This is a genomic window from Microbacterium sp. (assembly GCF_047606685.1).
Taxonomy (GTDB): Bacteria; Actinomycetota; Actinomycetes; order Actinomycetales; family Microbacteriaceae; genus Microbacterium.
In genome coordinates, this window is sequence record NZ_JASGEC010000083.1 from 98887 (window position 1) to 114981 (window position 16095).

15 protein-coding genes are annotated in these 16095 nt (G+C 69.9%); 2 read left to right on the plus strand and 13 right to left on the minus strand.

Annotation, left to right across the window (positions count from 1 at the left end; all coding sequences use genetic code 11):
* Nucleotides 1-4: 4 nt before the first annotated feature.
* The 13 genes from QM611_RS10375 to QM611_RS10435 all read right to left on the minus strand — a co-directional run bounded on the left by QM611_RS10375 (nucleotide 5) and on the right by QM611_RS10435 (nucleotide 14367).
* The gene (locus QM611_RS10375; RefSeq protein WP_415079834.1) at nucleotides 5-895 is read right to left on the minus strand and encodes an amidohydrolase family protein; all 891 of its coding nucleotides are present in this window, start codon (nucleotides 893-895) and stop codon (nucleotides 5-7) included.
* Between the two features lie 11 nt (nucleotides 896-906).
* Entirely contained in the window at nucleotides 907-1782 is an 876-nt protein-coding gene (locus QM611_RS10380; RefSeq protein ID WP_415079835.1) for an NAD-dependent epimerase/dehydratase family protein, read from the minus strand.
* Nucleotides 1779-2834 (minus strand): ABC transporter permease, encoded by a 1056-nt coding sequence (locus QM611_RS10385; protein WP_415079836.1) that lies wholly within the window; start codon nucleotides 2832-2834, stop codon nucleotides 1779-1781. The genes QM611_RS10380 and QM611_RS10385 overlap by 4 nt, the downstream gene beginning before the upstream one ends.
* The gene (locus QM611_RS10390; RefSeq protein ID WP_415079837.1) at nucleotides 2834-4333 is read right to left on the minus strand and encodes a sugar ABC transporter ATP-binding protein; all 1500 of its coding nucleotides are present in this window, start codon (nucleotides 4331-4333) and stop codon (nucleotides 2834-2836) included. Before QM611_RS10390 ends, QM611_RS10385 begins: the two co-directional genes overlap by 1 nt.
* A gap of 45 nt (nucleotides 4334-4378) precedes the next feature.
* Nucleotides 4379-5437, minus strand: a complete 1059-nt coding sequence (locus QM611_RS10395) for a substrate-binding domain-containing protein (protein WP_415079838.1) — start codon at nucleotides 5435-5437, stop codon at nucleotides 4379-4381.
* Nucleotides 5438-5744: 307 nt separating this feature from the next.
* The gene (locus tag QM611_RS10400) at nucleotides 5745-6779 is read right to left on the minus strand and encodes a zinc-binding dehydrogenase (protein WP_415079839.1); all 1035 of its coding nucleotides are present in this window, start codon (nucleotides 6777-6779) and stop codon (nucleotides 5745-5747) included.
* A 45-nt stretch (nucleotides 6780-6824) separates the two neighbouring features.
* Nucleotides 6825-7604: an SDR family oxidoreductase gene (locus tag QM611_RS10405; RefSeq protein ID WP_415079840.1), complete on the minus strand. Its 780-nt coding sequence runs from the start codon at nucleotides 7602-7604 to the stop codon at nucleotides 6825-6827.
* Complete coding sequence (locus QM611_RS10410) at nucleotides 7601-8512, minus strand: SMP-30/gluconolactonase/LRE family protein (protein ID WP_415079841.1); 912 nt, start codon at nucleotides 8510-8512, stop codon at nucleotides 7601-7603. Before QM611_RS10410 ends, QM611_RS10405 begins: the two co-directional genes overlap by 4 nt.
* A 28-nt stretch (nucleotides 8513-8540) precedes the next feature.
* Nucleotides 8541-9713: a substrate-binding domain-containing protein gene (locus tag QM611_RS10415; protein WP_415079842.1), complete on the minus strand. Its 1173-nt coding sequence runs from the start codon at nucleotides 9711-9713 to the stop codon at nucleotides 8541-8543.
* Nucleotides 9713-10852 carry an ABC transporter permease gene (locus tag QM611_RS10420; protein ID WP_415079843.1) on the minus strand — a complete coding sequence of 380 codons (1140 nt, stop codon included), beginning with the start codon at nucleotides 10850-10852 and terminating at the stop codon, nucleotides 9713-9715. The genes QM611_RS10415 and QM611_RS10420 overlap by 1 nt, the downstream gene beginning before the upstream one ends.
* Complete coding sequence (locus QM611_RS10425; protein ID WP_415079844.1) at nucleotides 10849-12387, minus strand: sugar ABC transporter ATP-binding protein; 1539 nt, start codon at nucleotides 12385-12387, stop codon at nucleotides 10849-10851. Before QM611_RS10425 ends, QM611_RS10420 begins: the two co-directional genes overlap by 4 nt.
* Before the next feature lie 105 nt (nucleotides 12388-12492).
* Entirely contained in the window at nucleotides 12493-13290 is a 798-nt protein-coding gene (locus tag QM611_RS10430; protein WP_415079845.1) for an IclR family transcriptional regulator, read from the minus strand.
* Nucleotides 13291-13308: 18 nt separating this feature from the next.
* Entirely contained in the window at nucleotides 13309-14367 is a 1059-nt protein-coding gene (locus QM611_RS10435; protein ID WP_415079846.1) for a D-2-hydroxyacid dehydrogenase, read from the minus strand.
* Nucleotides 14368-14487: 120 nt separating this feature from the next.
* On the opposite strand from QM611_RS10435, the gene QM611_RS10440 reads away from it, so the two are divergent.
* Complete coding sequence (locus QM611_RS10440; RefSeq protein WP_415079847.1) at nucleotides 14488-15432, plus strand: NAD(P)-dependent oxidoreductase; 945 nt, start codon at nucleotides 14488-14490, stop codon at nucleotides 15430-15432.
* Between the two features lie 49 nt (nucleotides 15433-15481).
* Nucleotides 15482-16095 (plus strand): NAD(P)-binding domain-containing protein (locus QM611_RS10445; protein WP_415079848.1); only part of this gene is annotated, 614 nt, incomplete at its 3' end.

The following is a 16095-nucleotide window of genomic DNA, read 5'->3' on the forward strand; positions in this document are numbered from 1 at the left end:
CGGCTCACAGCCGGTAGAAGCGCGCCGCCGTGCCGCGGAACATGTCGTCGCGCTCTGCCGCGGAGTACGACTCCGTCAACGCGTCGAAGGCGGCGTAGAGGCGCTCGAGCGTCGAGTACATGCCGTCGACCGGGAAGTTGCTCGCGAACATCACGTGGTCGGGGCCGAACGCGTCGATGGTCTCGTGCACGATCGGCTGGATCGACGCGGCCGTCCACGTGTGGTCGTTGGTGCCGAGAGCCGAGACCTTCACAACGACGCGGGGATGGCTCGCCAGTCGGCCCATGTCGGCGCGCCACGCCGCGAGCCCCTCGGGGTCGCGTTCGATGGGCATGCCGGCGTGGTCGAGCACGATCCAGGTGTCGTCGAACTCGTCGGCGAGGCGCGAGGCCGCCGCCAGTTGCGCGGGGAAGACCTGGAGGTCGAACGACAGCCCGAGCCGGGCCAGCCGCGCGAACCGATTCCGCCACACCGGCTCGTCGATGATGCCGTCCCGGTCGGTGTGCGAGTAGACGGGGTCGGGGTGCCAGTTGAGGATGTGCCGGATGCCGCGCACGAACGGCATCGCGGCGAGCTCGTCGAGCTGCGCATCCGCCCCCGGCGCGCCGAGGTCGGTTCGCGCGACGTGCACGACCGGGAACGGCAGCTCGCCGAGCACTCCGGACAGCCAGGAGGCCTCGGCGATCGCGTCATCAGCGCCGGCCTCGACGTGCACCGCGCCGACGACGGGCAGACCGCCCACGTCGGCGAGATAGTCGGCGGGCAGATAGTCGTGGCGCAGCACCGTGTCGTCGCCGTGGTAGCGCCGTTGCGCCGGGCCGCGCAGCCACGGGTAGGCGGGCGCGCCCGTCATGCTCCACAGATGGAAGTGCGCGTCGATGAGCGGGGGTAGCATGCCGACTCCATTCACTCGAGGTAGGCGTGCAGAGCGTGCGGGGCGACGTCGTCGAGCACGACCGTCGCCTCGAACCCAAGCACGTTCCGCGCGCGGGCGAGGTCGAGCGCGACCGACCGCCCCTCGATCCCGACCACCGGGACGTGAGGGGCGAGGGCCGCCAACACCTCGGCCGTGTCATCGCGAAGGTACGTCGTGGGCGCGGCGACCAGCACTGCGCACTCGGGGTGCGACGGAGCCACGAGCGCGGCGCTGACGGCACGAGCAGCGTCGTGGAGGTCCAGGTAGCTGAACCCGTCGCACGCGGCGCGGCGGGGGTCTTCCCGCATGAGGTCTGCCACGTGCGTGCGGAACGGCTCGCCACCGCGCGCGCCGAGATCTCGGACGAGCGGGTACCGCAGCCCCACCACGTCGACCGGGAAGCGGGCCGCGACGACACGGGCAAGGTCTTCGCCAGCGGCCTTCGACGCGGAGTACCAGTCGCCCAGCTGCGCGGGCTCGAGCTCGTCGTAGGGGAACGCGCGCGGCCAGCGCGGCTCGGGGTGGAGCGGGATGCCGCTCGCGTTGATGCTCGAGGCGTACACGATGCGCGGCACGCCGGCCTCGGCCGCCGCCCACAGCACACGGAACGTGCCGACCGTGTTCGTCGCGTAGACCTCGTCGGGCGTGCCCTCCCACATGCCGGGGTAGGCGGCGAGATGGACGACAGCGTCGGCATCGGCGAACGCGCGCGGCATCCACGTCGCATCCATCACGTCGGCCGATGCGACCGAGCTCCCGTCGCCATCCCTGTCGTACGCTGCCACGTCGTGGCCCTCGGCGACGAGATGGCGATGGACCGCCTTTCCGATGAGGCCGGCGGCACCGGTCAGGACGATCCGGCTCACGTGACCTCCGCCTCGCGTCGCTCGCCTGGCGGCGTCTCGGGCTCGACGCTGTCAGGATCGGGGCGCTGGGATGCCCGCCGGAGCATCGACCACTCCTTGGCTCCTTGGTCGAGGGCGACGGCGAGGATGACGACAGTGCCCGTGACGATCTGCTCGTAGAAGCTCGGCACGTTCAGCAGCACGAGTCCGTTCGTGAGCGCGCCAAGGATGAGCGCGCCGACGATGGTGCCGGAGATCCTGCCCTCGCCGCCCATCAGGTTCGCGCCGCCGATCACCGCGGCCGCGATCGCGGTGAGCAAGTAGGGGCTGCCCCCGGAAGTCTGAGCCGCGTCGATGCGCGCGATCAAGACGAGCCCGGCGAGCGCGGCGAGCCCGCCGGAGAGCGCGTACACGCCGATCTTGACGAGGTCGACACGGATGCCGGACAGCCACGCGGTCTCCTCGCTCCCGCCGACCGCGATCACGTTCTGGCCGAACAGCGTGCGGCGCAGCAGCGCCCAGGCCAGCACGCCGAGCACGAGCACGATGATGACCACGACCGGGATGCCGGAGATGTAGCTGCTCAGCATGATCGAGAACGACTTCGGGATGTTGTAGACCGGGATGCCGTTGGTGACGACGTACGCCGCACCCTGGAACACGCTCATGGTTCCGAGCGTCGCGATGAACGGGGGGAGGCGGAGCTTCGTGATCAGCACGCCGTTGAGCACTCCGCACAAAAGCCCGAGCACAATCGCGAGCACGAGGACGAGGACTGGCGGCCACTCCAGATACACCATGAGGCTCGCGGCGACGACGCCGACGAAGCTTGCGATCGAGCCGACCGAGAGGTCGATCCCGCCGGTGATGATGACGAACGTCAACCCGATGCCGATGATCGCGTTGATGGATGCCGAGATGGCGACATCGCGCAGGTTCGAGAACGTCAAGAAGTTCGAGTTCAGCACGCCGAACACGACGAATATCAGAATCGCCGCGCCGAAGATCCCCGTGGACTGCACGTCGAGCCGTGGCAATCGGATCCCCGTGTCGCGCCTGGTGTCCTCAGACATCACGACATCACCTCTTCCTCTGCTATTCCCATCGCGCTCGCCACGAGCGCCTGTTCGTTGATTCGGTCCCCGGTGTGCTCGGCAACGATCCGCCCATGCCGCATGACCAGCACGCGCCCGCTCAGGGCGATGAGCTCGGGAAGGTCCGACGACACCACGACGACGGCCTTTCCCGCGGTCGCGAGCTCGTCGATGAGCTGGTAGATCTCGACCTTTCCGCCGACGTCGACGCCCTTCGTGGGCTCGTCGAACAAATAGACGTCGGCGTCACGGCGCAGCCACTTCGCGATGACGAGCTTCTGCTGGTTGCCGCCGGAGAACTGCCGCGCCCGCAAGTCCACGTTCGACGGCCGCAGCGACATCCGCTCCGTGACGCGCCGCGCCGCCTCGCGGCGCCGGCGGGGGCGGACGATGCCGCCTGTGGTCTGGGCGAGCGTCGTCGTCAGGCCGATGTTCTCGGCGGCGGACATGATCAGGACAAGACCCTGTTTCTTGCGGTCCTCGGGGATGAGCGCGATCCCGCGGCGCAAGGCGTCGCGAGGCCCGTGGATCCGCACGGGCTTGCCGCGCAAGCGCACCCGTGACGACGCGCCGCGGTCGGCGCGCACGATGGCGCGCAGCAGTTCGGTGCGACCGGATCCGACGAGCCCGGACACGCCCAGCACTTCGCCGGCGCGCACCTCGAGCTCGGCGGGGCCGACGCCGGCGGGATGGACCGCGTCTGCGACGCTGAGCACCACGTCGCCGAGTTTTTCGTGATGCTGTTCTCGTCGGAAGGTGAGCAGCTCTCTGCCGACCATCTGCCGAACGATCTCGCTTTGCGATGTCGCCGCGATCTCGGAACGGTAGCTGACCCGCCCGTCGCGCAGCACGACGACCGAGTCCGACACCGCCATGACCTCGGGCATTTTGTGCGAGACGTAGAGGAGCGCGACCCCCCGCTCCGCGGCTGCGCGCCGGATGAGCCGGAGCACGCCCTGGACGTTCTGGTCGATCATGCTCGTGGTCGGCTCGTCGAGAGCCACGATCCGCGCGTCCGCATTGAGCGCCCTCGCGATCGTCACGGCGTGCCGCTCGGCCGGGCTCAACCGTCCCATCGGCCGGTCGGGGAGGATGTCGAATCCCATCTCCTGCAGGTCGGCGTACGTGCGCGGGAGCCGTTCCCGCGCCGCGGCGCGGTCCGCGCCGCGCTTGCCGATCAGCAGGTTCTGCTCGACCGTGAGCTGCGGGACGACGGCAGGCTCCTGGTGGGCGATGATGACGCCTTCGGCGAGTGCCCGGCGCGGGGTGTGCTCCCCGCGCCGGGCGCCTTCGATGATGATCTCGCCCGCATCCGGGCCGAGCGCCCCGCCGAGGATCGCCAGCAGAGTGCTTTTGCCCGCGCCGTTCTCGCCGGCGATCGTGCACACTTCGCCCGCCGCGACCGTGAAGCTCACGTCGACGAGAGCGCGCACGCCCGGAAAGGACTTGGCGACGTTGCGGAACTCGAGAATCGTCATCTGTCTTGCTCTATCCTCTGGCGGAGCCGGTCACACCAGCGACGATCAGGGCATGCCCTCGGCGTAATCGTCGACGTTCTCCTTGTCGATGATGAACGCGGGCACCTCGATCCACCCTGGGACCTCCTTGCCGGCGAGCAGCCACAGTGCCGCGTCGACGCCCGCGCTGCCCTCGACCATGGGCTTCTGGCTGACCGTCGCGGTCATGTTGCCGTCCATGATCTCTTTCTTCGCCTGGGGGATTCCGTCGGTTCCGACCAAGATGATCTCGCCGGTCTTGTCCGCCTGCTCGATCGCCGCGGCGACACCGAACGCCATGCCGTCGTTCTGGACGTAGAACGCCTTGATGTCCGGGTTGGCGGTGAGCATCGCGGTCGCGATCTCCTTCGCCTTCGTGGCGTCCCACTTCGCGGTCTGCGACGCGACCAGCTCGAGGTTCGGGTGCTTCTCGAGGCCGTTCTTGAAGCCCTGGCCCCGGTTGATCGCGTTGGACGAACCCGGGTCGCCCTCGACCATGGCCACCTCGCCGCCGTCCGGCAGGAGCCCGGCGATGTAGTCGGCGGCGGTCTCGCCCGTGATCAGCGAGTCGGGGCCGGAGTAGACCGTTCCGGGCAGCGTGCCCTTCGCGTCGTTGAGGATGATCGCCGGAATCCCCTTCGCGATTGCGGGCTCGAAGACCGAGTCGAGCGAGGTCGCGGAGATCGGCGATGCCAGCAGCGCGTCGCAGCCCTGGTTGTCGACAGCGCTCTTGGCTTTGTCCAGCTGCTCGGTGATGGCCGCCTCGTCCGTGATGTCGAACGTCTGGAACTCCGCGCCGAGCTCGGCGGCGCGCGCCTCGAACCCGTCCTTGACGAAGGCCCAGTACTCATAAAGCGTGCGGGTGACGTAGCAGAGCTTGACGCCCTTGCCGTTGTCGGGCTCTCCCAGCTCGGTGAGCAGCGTGTCGATGTCCTGCTTCGCGTCCGCGTCGACCAGCGAGACGATGCCGGACGCGGAATCGGCGGACGGGTCGCCGCCTTCCGCCGTCGCGGAGCAGCCGGCCAGCGCCACCATGGACGCGACCGCCGCGCCGATTCCCACGAGATGCCACCTTCTGTGCGTCATTGCGATTCCCTTCTCGGTGCCGACTCATCGCCTGCTGAGAGCACCATGCGCTCAGCGCCCCTACGGGTCGTGCGTTCCCGCTCGAGGTCGCGCGAGCCGACGTCGGCGCCGTGGCACCTTCTCGTTACTGCGCTGTATCGAATAATCGGATAGTCAGATAATAATGCTATATCGTCGCCTGTCAAGGCCGCCCTCCCCCGCCCGCGAGAGAACACCCGGTCGCCGAGGGGTAGTGGGCCTCCCTACCTCTCGGCGACCGGGTGTTCTCTCGGCGGAGTACGGCCGGCTACCGCTCGGGCTGGCGGGGCTACCGCTCGCCGAACGCGAGCAGCACTTTCGACGACTGCGAGGCGTCTGCGGCGACCTCGAAGGCCTTCAGCGCGTCGGCCGCGGCGAACTCGTGCGTGACGATGCCGGACACGTCCAGCGAACCGTCGGCGAGCGCCGCGATGACCTCGTCGAACTCGTCGGCGAAGCGGAACGATCCCGTGATCGTCAGCTCGCGCGTGATGGCGGTGGCAAGCGGCGCGGGAACGTCGCCGGCCCGCTGCAGGCCCAACAGCACGACGGTCCCGCCGCGCCCCGCGGCCGACACCGCCGCGGAGAGCCCCGGCGCTGTGCCGCTGGACTCCACGACGACGTCCGCATGCAGAGCCGCAATCGCGTCGGCGTCGCGCGCATCGAGGACAGACGCCCCCCGGCCCGCCGCGATCTCGCGAGGCAAGGGATGCAGATCGGTCACCGTGACGCGGGAGGCCCCGTGGCGCTGCGCCACCGCCACGACAAGCTGGCCGATCGGACCGGCCCCGATCACCGCGACGCTCTTGCCGCGGACATCGCCCGCTCGCGCGAGCCCGTGCCAGGCCACCGCGGCGGGCTCTGCCAGCGCGGCGGTGCGCAGGTCGAGGCCGTCCGGCAGGGCGTGCAGCATGCGAGCAGGCAACGCCACCCGCCTGCCGAACGCGCCCTGCGTGTGCGGCAGGTGCATCGCGGAGCCGAGGTAGGTGGAGGCGGGCGCGAGGTTGGGACGGTCGGCCGGCCACGGCGTCGACCCGTCGCCGCGCGGCGTCAGCGGGTGCGCCGCGACGCGCGTGCCGGCATCCGGCCCGCTGCCGTCCGCGGCGGGGACGACCACCGTGCCGGAGACCTCGTGGCCGAGAATCAACGGCTCGCGCAGGATCGAGGCGCCGGCCGCGCCGTGCAGCCAGTAGTGCAGGTCCGACCCGCACACTCCGCCGTACGCGATCTCCACGATCGCCTCGTCGTGTGCCGGGCGCGGGCGGCCCAACTCCTCCACTCGCATGTCGTTCGCGGCATGCACCACGACGCCAGGATTCTCCACCCGTTCCCGTTTCCCTCCTGACCACGTCATCGCGCGGCCGAGCGGTCAGACCACCGCCGTCATGCCGCCATCGACATACAAAGTCTGCCCGTTGACGAAATCGCTCGCCGCGCTGGCAAGGAACACCAGCGCGCCGACCAGGTCGCGCGTGTCGCCCCATCGCCCGGCGGGCGTGCGCGTGCGCACCCACGCGGAGAACTGCTCGTCTTCGACCAGTGGCCGGGTGAGCTCGGTCGCGAAGTATCCCGGCGCGATCGCGTTGGCCTGGACGCCATGCGGCGCCAGATCGGCACAGAGGCCCTTGGTGAACATCACGATGGCCCCCTTCGTCGCCGAGTAGGCGGCAATCGACGGGCGAGCCAGCTGCGATTGGACGCTGCCGATCTGCACGATCTTGCCGGAGCCGCGCTCGATCATGCCGCGGGCGACACGCCGAGACAGGTAGAACACGCTCGACAGGTTGGTGCGCACCAGCGCGTCCCAGTCCGCATCGGCGAACTCCGCGATCGGCGCGCGTCGCTGCACCCCGGCGTTGTTGACCAGGATGTCGGGCGTGCCCGACTCCGCCTCCACCCGCGCGATGCCGGCGTCGACTGCTGCGGCGTCGGTCACATCGAAGACGACGCTGCGCACGTCGGCGCCGGTGGCGGAGGCGATCTCATCGGCCGCGGCCGCGGCCTTCGCCGCGTCGCGGCCGTGCACGATCACGGAGGCGCCTGCCGCCGCGAGCCCTTCGGCCAGAGTGCGCCCGATGCCCTGGCTCGAGCCGGTCACCAACGCCGTGCGCCCGGTCAGATCGAACGCCGCAAGACCGTCCGCGGTCATCCGCGCGGCCTCGACGACAGCTTGTCGACCCCCTGCACGGTGACCCGCATCACGTACAGCCGACTCGTCGCGGTGAGGTACAGCATGTTGCGCTGCGGCCCGCCGAACTCGAGATTGGACACCACGTGGGGCATGGGCAGCCTGCCCAGCAACGCTCCGTCCGGATGGTAGATGTGCACGCCGTCCTCCGCGGCGGCCCACACCCGCCCTTCCGTGTCCACGCGCAGCCCGTCGTAGACGACATCGGCTGTCGCGAACGTCGTCTGCCCGCCGAGGCGCCCTCCGTCGACCGAGAAGCGCGCGATGCTCTTGCGCTCGCTGTCGCTGACGTACAGGAGCGTCTCGTCGGGCGAGAAGGCGAGCCCGTTGGGCCCGTCCAGCGCGTCGGATGCCACGGCCAGGCCGTCGTCCTCGCGCCAGCGGTAGACGTTGCGGCTGCCGATCTCCTCCTCGCCGCGATGCCCCTCGTAGTCGTTGCGGATGCCGTAGTGCGGGTCGGTGAACCACAGGCTGCCGTCGGAATGGGCGACGACGTCGTTGGGGCTGTTCAGCCGCTTCCCGTCCCACGCGTCCGCGATCACCGCCGGCGAGCCGTCGTGCCCGAAGCGCACCACGCGACGACCGCCGTGCTCGCACTGCACGAAACGGCCCTCCCGGTCGACAGTCCGGCCGTTGGTGAAGCCGGCCGGCGAGGCCCACGTGTCCACCGAGCCGCTCAGCTCGTCGTAGCGCAGCACGCGATCGTTCGGGATGTCGCTGAAGAGCAGGAACCTGCCTTGCGGCGAGTAAGCCGGGCCTTCGAGCCACCTGCCGTCGTCGAACAGCACGCGCAGTTCGCGATCACCGCCGATTCCCTCGAATCGCGAGTCGAGCGACTCGAAGCGCGCCGGGATCCGTTCCCGCGTCATCCGTGATTCCTCCCGAGCGGCGGGCCGTTCACTTGCCCCACACTGACTTGTAGACGTCACGATACTTGCTCGGCGGGTCGAACACGTCGCCATCGGGCACGTTCTGCTTGGTGACCAGCGCGGGCAGCGCGACGAACCCGGAGTCCTCCTCGCCGGCGATGGCGCGGTTCGCCTCGTCGACAAGCTGCCAGCCCTGCAGCAGGAGCGGCTCGGCGACCGTCGCGGCCTGGTAGTCGACGTTGCGGATGCGCTGGAACTCCGCCGCATCCCCATCGCCCGCGGCGACCGACTTGGGCGGGCCCGCCGGATCGACCCCTGCCGCCCGCAACGCCTGCTGGGCGCCGCCGAAGTAGTTGCCGTTGATGGCGAGGAGGTAGGTGAGGTCGTCGCCGTTGGACTGCAGCAGCTGCGAGATGATGCCCGGCATCCGCTGGTCCGCTTCCGCGATCGGCGAGTCCTGGTACGACAGCACCGTGCACGTCTCGCACGCCTCCACGTAGGCCTGCATCGCTTTCGCCTTCTGCACCGCGATGTCGTACTGCCCGTCGGTGAAGATCGCGACGCCGGCCTCGCCGTCGGAATCGGCCACCGCGTAGGCGGCGGCCAGCTGCGAGACCTGGAGCGGATCAGTGGTGATGTTCGTGAACAGCCCATTGCCCGGGCCCACCGTGGAGCCGGCGTGCCATCCGATCACGGGAATGCCCGCGTCGCCCGCCTGCTGGATCGTGCTGGCCTGCTCGGTCGGGTCGAACCCGCCGAGGATGATCGCCGCAGGCTGCGCCGCGATCGCCTGGCTGAGGGCGTCGGACCGGCCCTGAGTGGTGCCCTTGCCGTCGTACGCGTCGACGGTCCAGCCGATGGCCTCCGCGGCCTCCAGCACGCCCTTTTGCACGGTGTTGATGCCGCCGTTGGTGAGGTCGCTGCCCACGTACGCGACGTGCGCGCCAGGTTGCTGGGCCGTCGGCCCCGTCGACGGCGGCGTGAAGCCGTCGGTCGAGTTCAGGCTCTTGTCGACGAGCTTCTTCGAGAAGTCGACGGCGTCGCCGGTCGGCAGAATGGCGGAGTAGTCCGACACCTCCTCGGCGGGCTTGTTCCCGCCGGTGCCGACCTTCGGGCTGTTGCACGCGGCAAGGCTGAGCGTGAGAGCCAGAGGGGCCACGATCGCGGCGAGCACGATCCTGCGCGGCTTGCGAGTGATCATCACTGGGTGTCCTTTCCCGATTCCGCGGCTCTTGCCTCGCTCGCCTCGTGCTCGACGCTGGCTATCGCCTGGGTGTCGAGAGGCTCCGGCCCCGGCGGTTTGGCCGTCACCGGCGCGCTGTCGGCTCTGGACACGCGTTTGCGAGTCGCCATCGACGCGATCGTGATCGCCGCGACGAGTGTCAGGCCGTTGAACAGCGGCTCGAGGAAGAACTGGCCCGGGAACACCTGCTGCAGCCCGGAGATGCCGATCGTCGTGATCGCGACGCCCAGGATCGTGCCGAGGCCGTTCACGCGGCCGGGGCGAATGGTCGTGGAGCCGAGGAACGCCGCCGCGAGGGCGGGAAGCAGGAACTCGGGGCCGATGTTCGCCTGCGCGACGCCGGCCTGCCGGGAGGCGAGCAGGATGCCGGCCAGGCCCGTGAGCATGCCGGAGGCGACCATCGCGCCGACGACGTACTTGCGGCGCGGGATGCCGGTGAGCCTCGCCGCCGCCGGGTTCGCGCCGACCGCGTACAGGTAGCGCCCGACCGGCATGTAGTCGAGCACGAGCCACACGACCAGCGCGAGCACGAGCGCGATGACGAACGGGCCGGGGATCGGGCCGAGGGTCCAGCGCGTCAGCTCGTCGAAGTAGAGCGCGCGCTCGCCCTGCGAGTCGGTGACCTGCTGGCCGCCGGTGTACCAGTAGGTGATGGCGTAGATCACCTGCCCGGTGGCGAGGGTCGCGATGAAGGCGTCGACTTGGGCGAGCTCGACCAGCAGCGCGTTGAGCAGGCCGATGACCCCGCCGCCGATCAAGACCAGGAAGATGGTCAGCCGGTAGTCGAGTCCGTGCATCTGCCAGGACAACGCCATCACCTGCCAGAGCCCGACGCCGTAGCCGACCGACAAGTCGATCTTGCCGGCGACCATCGGAATCGTCACCGCGATCGCGAGGATCAGCAGCACGGACTTGCTCGAGGCGAGCAGCTGGAAGTTCAGCAGCGAGGCGAAGGTGTCGGGGCGAAGCAGCACGAACAGCAGGAACAGCGCGAGCGTGAGCAGCACCATGCCGTAGTTGCTCGTGAGCTTGTGGAAGAAGCTCGCCCCCGGCCCCGGCTCCAGCGCGGTCGATTTGACGGACGTGTTCATGCTCATGCTGCACTGACTCCTTCAGATGAAGCGGCGTGGCCGACGCTGGCCAGATCGGATGCCGCGGAGATGAGATTCGGGATGGTCACGTCCGAGCCAACGAGCTCGGCGACGATGCGGCCGCGGCCCATGACCACGGCGCGGTGGGCGATCTTGGCGACCTCTTCCATGTCGGTGGAGACAACGACCGCGCCGGCGCCGGTGGAGACGACTTGCCCGAGCAGGTCGTAGATCTCGGCTTTCGCGCCCACGTCGACGCCCATCGTGGGCTCTTCGAGCACGACGATGTTCCGGCCTCGGCCGAAGCAGCGAGCGAGAATGGCCTTCTGCTGGTTGCCGCCGGAGAACGTGTCCAACGACAGCTCGGGGTCGGCGGGGCGGATCTGGTACGGCGCCAGGATCTCGCGGGCCTCGGAGCTCTCGTCGCGGACCGTGCGCGGCTGCCACCACTTCCGGCCCCACACGGCGGGGTTGTAGAACAGGTTCTCGCGCACCGTCAGCCCGGCGCCGACGGACTCCGACTCTCGGTTGGAGGTCGCGAACGCGACTCCCGCGTCCACCGCGTCGCCAGGGTCGCGCGGGCGGTACTCCTGCCCGTCGAGAGTCATCCGGCCACCGGTCGGCGACGTGGCTCCGGCGATCGCGCGGCCGAGCGCTTCCTGGCCCGCGCCGCGCAGACCGCAGATCGCGAGCACCTCCCCCTCGCGCACGGCCAAGTCGATCGGCTCGGTGTCGCCCACGCGAAGCCCGGAGAGCACGAGCCGGTCCCGCTCCCCCGGCGCCCCGATGCGCGGCACCGTGGTCTCGTGCCCGACGATGAGCTCGACCATCTCCTGCGGGGTGAGGTCGCTGACCACACGCTCGGCGACGAGCCGCCCGTTGCGCATGATCACGGCGCGCTGGCAGATGTCGTAGGTCTCGTCCAGGCGATGCGAGACGTAGATCATCCCGACGCCGCTCTCGCGCAGCCGTCGCAACACGACGAACAAGCGCTCGACGTCTCCCTGTGGCAGCGAGGCGGTGGGCTCGTCCAGCACGAGCAGCTGCGGTTTGCTGACCAATCCGCGCGCGATCGCGAGCAGGCTCCGCTCGGCGCGGGGCAGATCGAAGATGCGCGTGCGCGGGTCGATGCCGCCGCCGATCGTGTCGAGCACCTCCTCCGCCTGGTCGACCATCGCCTTCTGGCCGATGGTCCCGAGCCGGCCGCGCGGGTAGCCGAGGCCGAGCGCGATGTTCTCGGCGACCGTCATCCACTCGATGAGGCCCAGGTTCTGGTGGACGAACGAGACCTGCTTTCGCACGCCGGGCGCGTCGATGTCGGCGCCCGAGAGCAGTATCGTCCCGGAATCCTGCTTGTAGACGCCGGCGAGCATCTTGATCACGGTCGACTTGCCGGCCCCGTTCTCGCCCATCAGCGCGACGATCTCGCCGCCGTGGATGTCGAACGAGACATCGTCGACTGCCCGTGTCGCGTAGAAGGACTTGGTGAGCTTCTGCACGCTCAGCAGGGGTGCCCCGTCGGACCCCGCAGTGTTCTCCACATCATCTCCTTCGACAGTGGTGCTCTGGGACGAAGATACCGGCCGAGCGAACAGAGTTCAATACTCTGAACGATTTCCTGTCGACGATCTGCCGCCGTGGATCGCTCAGCGCTCGCCGAACGGCTGCATCGGGTTCTCCATCAGCCGCTCCAACTCGAACAGCTCCTCGAGGATCGTGGCCTGCTGCAGATCAGAGGTCGCGGCCGTCAGGAAGGTGCATCCGATCGCGAGGGCGGGCGAGGAGCTGGAGCGGGGCGGCATCCGCACCGCCACGCCGGAGATGCCCGGGTGCACCCCGTTCTCGTCCACGGCATAGCCGCGCTCGCGCGCTTTCTCGAGCTTGACGAGCAGATCGGGCAGCGTGCGCACACTCTGCGCCGTGCGCCGCGGAAAGGCCGCGGGGTCGCTGAACAGGCGCACGACCTCCTCGTCGGGCAACGCGGCAAGCAGCGCGTTGCCCACCGCGGTGGGAGCCGCCGGAAACCGGTCGCCGATCCCCGCCGTGAGCCGCAGCGGCGCCGTTCCCTCGTGCCGGGCGAGGTAGAGCACGTCGGATCCGTCGAGCATCGCGATCTGCACAACCTCGTGCGAGAGCGCGGGGGCCGTGGCGCAGAAGCGGTAGAACTCGCGCACCTCGTTGAACGAGCGGATGTACGCTCCCCCGAACTCGACAGTGCGGTGCCCAAGGAGGTAACCGGCATCCACTCTCCGGATCAGCCCGGTCTCCTCCAGCACGACGCACAGATTGGACGTCGACGACTTGGGCGCGCTCAGCGCGCGAGCGATCTCCGTGACCCCGACCGGCCTGCCCTGCGCCTCGGTCAGGACGCCGAGGATGCGAACGCCACGGCGCAGCGCCGGGGCAAGATCGCGGGCGGAGCTGTCATCGTCATCGATGGACATGCCGGTCCTTTCCTACGGTCAATAGAACTCGACAGTGTCGACGACCGCACGCAACGGCTGCCCGTCGATGAGCCTAGACGCGTTCTCGGCGAAGCGGCGCGCGACGCGCTCTTCCTCCTTGCCGTCGAGCGCCGCGGTGTGCGGGCTCACCAGCACGCGGGGATGAGACCACAGCGGCGACGATGCCGGCAGCGGCTCGATTTCGAACACGTCGAGCGCGGCGAACGACACGCGCCCGTCGTCCAGCGCCGCGACCAGCTCTCGTTCGTCGATCACGCTGCCGCGGCCGACGCTGGCCAGGATCATGCCCGGCTTGACCGCGCGCAGAACCTCGGATCCGACCAAGTGGTGGGTGCGCGCGGTTCCCGGCAGGGCGACCACCATCGCATCGACCTCGGCCACAGCCTCGGCGAGCCGGTCGAGCGGAACCAGGCGCTCGACGCCATCGACCGGCACCCCGCTGCGGGAGGTCCCCCACACTCGCGCGCCGAGCGCGTCGAAGCGGCGGGCGCACGCAGCCCCGATGCCGCCCAGGCCGACCACGAGCACGGTCAGCTCTTCGAGCTGGCGCATCTCCCACCGCGGGCTCCACGTGCCCGCGGCCTGGTCGGCAAGCAGCCGCGGGAGGCCCTTGGCTCCGGCGAGCACGCTGAACACCGCGAACTCTGCGAGCGGGCCGCCGTGAACGCCGGCGCTCGTGGTGAACACGACGCGCGCCAACGCCTCCGCATCGAGGTTCGCCGCCTTGATCTGGCCTCCCCCGCCGGCCGCCGTGGTCATCACCCAGCGCAGGCGCGGGTTCGCGGCGACGGTGCGCGCGAGCGCTCCCGGGTCGACGTCGGGGATGCCGAACAGCACGTCCGCGCTGTCCACCAGCTCTTCGAACGCGGCCTGCTCGGCGGGAGTGCGCACGTGCTCCGGATCGCCCGACCAATCGGCGGGCCCGCGCATGGGATGCACGAGGCTGTGGTCGCGGACCACTTCCAGCCGCGGCTCCAACTCCTCGATGAGCCTGCAATGCTCCTCGGAAAGCGGCACCGCCACGACCGCCCGCAGCTTCCGCTCGGTCCCAGCCATCCCGCTCTCCCTCTCTTGAGCAAGGTGTGCTCCATCGGCCAGAGTCGCCGTGACACACGATAGCTTAGGCCAACCGACTGGACCTTGTCCGTTCGGTTGAACCCGCTTAGCATGGCTCGCATGAGCGACTCCGCCCTCGACTCCCGCGCGAGCAGCGCTTCCCCCCGCGACGTGGTCGGGATCGTCGGGATCGGCTCCATGGGCACTCCCGTCGCCCAGCACCTGCTCGCGTCCCGCGGCTCCCTCGTCATCCACGCCCGCTCGCCGCGCCCCGAGCTCATCGCCGCGGGCGCGACGTGGGCGGCCACGCCCCGCGAGCTGGCGGCGCAGGTCGACGCCCTCGTGGTGCTGCTGCCCGACCTGCCTGACCTGGAGAGCATCCTGGACGGGCCGGACGGACTGCTCGCCGGGGCCGGAGAGCTGCTGCTCATGATCGCCTCGACCTCCTCGGCCCCGGAGGTGCGCGCGCTGGCCCAGCGCCTGTCGACGCGGACCAACGGGCGCGTCCGTGTCGTGGACTGCCCGGTGTCCGGCGGCGAGGACGGCGCGCGCGCCGGGCGGCTGTCGATCATGATCGGCGGCGACGACGACGACGCCGCGCGGGCGGCCGCCATTCTGTCCGCGTGCGGGACGCCGGTGCATTTGGGGCCGCTCGGCGCCGGCGAGGTCGCGAAGGCCTGCAATCAGCTCGTCGTGGCGGCCACCATCCTCGCCCTCGGGGAAGCCACCGTCCTCGCCGACCGCTCCGGCCTCGACCTCGAGGCGCTGTGGTCGCTGCTGGCCGGCGGCTATGCCGGATCGAACGTGCTGAACAGCCGCAAGGACAAGCTCGTCACCGGCGACGACTCCCCCAGCGGCGTCGCCAAGTACATGGTGAAGGACCTGCGCTTCGCTGACGACATCGCCGGAGCCACAGACACCGCGGCCGTGCTGCTGCCGACCCTCCGCGCCGCCTTCGACGAGCTCGTCGAAAGCGGCTACGGCGACCGCGACATCGCGGTGACGCGTCGCTTCGTCGCCGAACGCGACACACCGGGCACGCAACCCGCCAGCCCGCTACCCTGAAAGGGCCCGCACCCGCCGGCCGATTCCCCATCGATTGGAAGGCCCCGCCATGACCGCTGACCGCACCGCCAACATCGGAGTCGTGGGACTCGCCGTGATGGGCTCGAACCTGGCCCGCAACCTGGCCAGCCGCGAGGGCAACACCGTGGCCGTCTTCAACCGGTCGCGCTCCAAAACCGACGAGCTGGTGCAGGCGCACCCCGAAGCGGGCTTCCTGCCCGCGTTCTCGTACGAGGAGTTCGCCGCGTCGCTGCAGAAGCCGCGCACCGCCGTCATCATGGTGAAGGCCGGCGCGGGGACGGATGCCGTCATCGACGAGCTGGTCCGCGTGTTCGAGCCGGGCGACATCATCGTGGATGGCGGCAATGCCCTGTTCACCGACACGATCCGCCGGGAGAAGGCGGTGCGCGACACGGGCATCAACTTCGTCGGCGCCGGCATTTCCGGCGGCGAGGAGGGGGCCCTCCTCGGGCCGTCGATCATGCCGGGCGGCTCGGACGAGTCGTGGGTCACCCTCGGCCCCATCCTGAAGTCCATCGCCGCGGTCGCCGAGGGCGAGCCGTGCGTCACGCACGTCGGCCACGACGGCGCCGGCCACTTCGTCAAGATGGTGCACAACGGCATCGAGTACGCCGACATGCAGCTCATCGCCGAGGCGTACGA

Bases quoted from the DNA above. Each gene is read 5' to 3' on its own strand.
- QM611_RS10415 (WP_415079842.1), bottom strand. From the start codon at position 9,713: ATGATCACTCGCAAGCCGCGCAGGATCGTGCTCGCCGCGATCGTGGCC.
- QM611_RS10375 (WP_415079834.1), bottom strand. From the start codon at position 895: ATGCTACCCCCGCTCATCGACGCGCACTTCCATCTGTGGAGCATGACG.
- QM611_RS10385 (WP_415079836.1), bottom strand. From the start codon at position 2,834: ATGTCTGAGGACACCAGGCGCGACACGGGGATCCGATTGCCACGGCTC.
- QM611_RS10410 (WP_415079841.1), bottom strand. From the start codon at position 8,512: ATGACGCGGGAACGGATCCCGGCGCGCTTCGAGTCGCTCGACTCGCGA.
- QM611_RS10390 (WP_415079837.1), bottom strand. From the start codon at position 4,333: ATGACGATTCTCGAGTTCCGCAACGTCGCCAAGTCCTTTCCGGGCGTG.
- QM611_RS10435 (WP_415079846.1), bottom strand. From the start codon at position 14,367: ATGGCTGGGACCGAGCGGAAGCTGCGGGCGGTCGTGGCGGTGCCGCTT.
- QM611_RS10430 (WP_415079845.1), bottom strand. From the start codon at position 13,290: ATGTCCATCGATGACGATGACAGCTCCGCCCGCGATCTTGCCCCGGCG.
- QM611_RS10420 (WP_415079843.1), bottom strand. From the start codon at position 10,852: ATGAGCATGAACACGTCCGTCAAATCGACCGCGCTGGAGCCGGGGCCG.
- QM611_RS10395 (WP_415079838.1), bottom strand. From the start codon at position 5,437: ATGACGCACAGAAGGTGGCATCTCGTGGGAATCGGCGCGGCGGTCGCG.
- QM611_RS10405 (WP_415079840.1), bottom strand. From the start codon at position 7,604: ATGACCGCGGACGGTCTTGCGGCGTTCGATCTGACCGGGCGCACGGCG.
- QM611_RS10440 (WP_415079847.1), top strand. From the start codon at position 14,488: ATGAGCGACTCCGCCCTCGACTCCCGCGCGAGCAGCGCTTCCCCCCGC.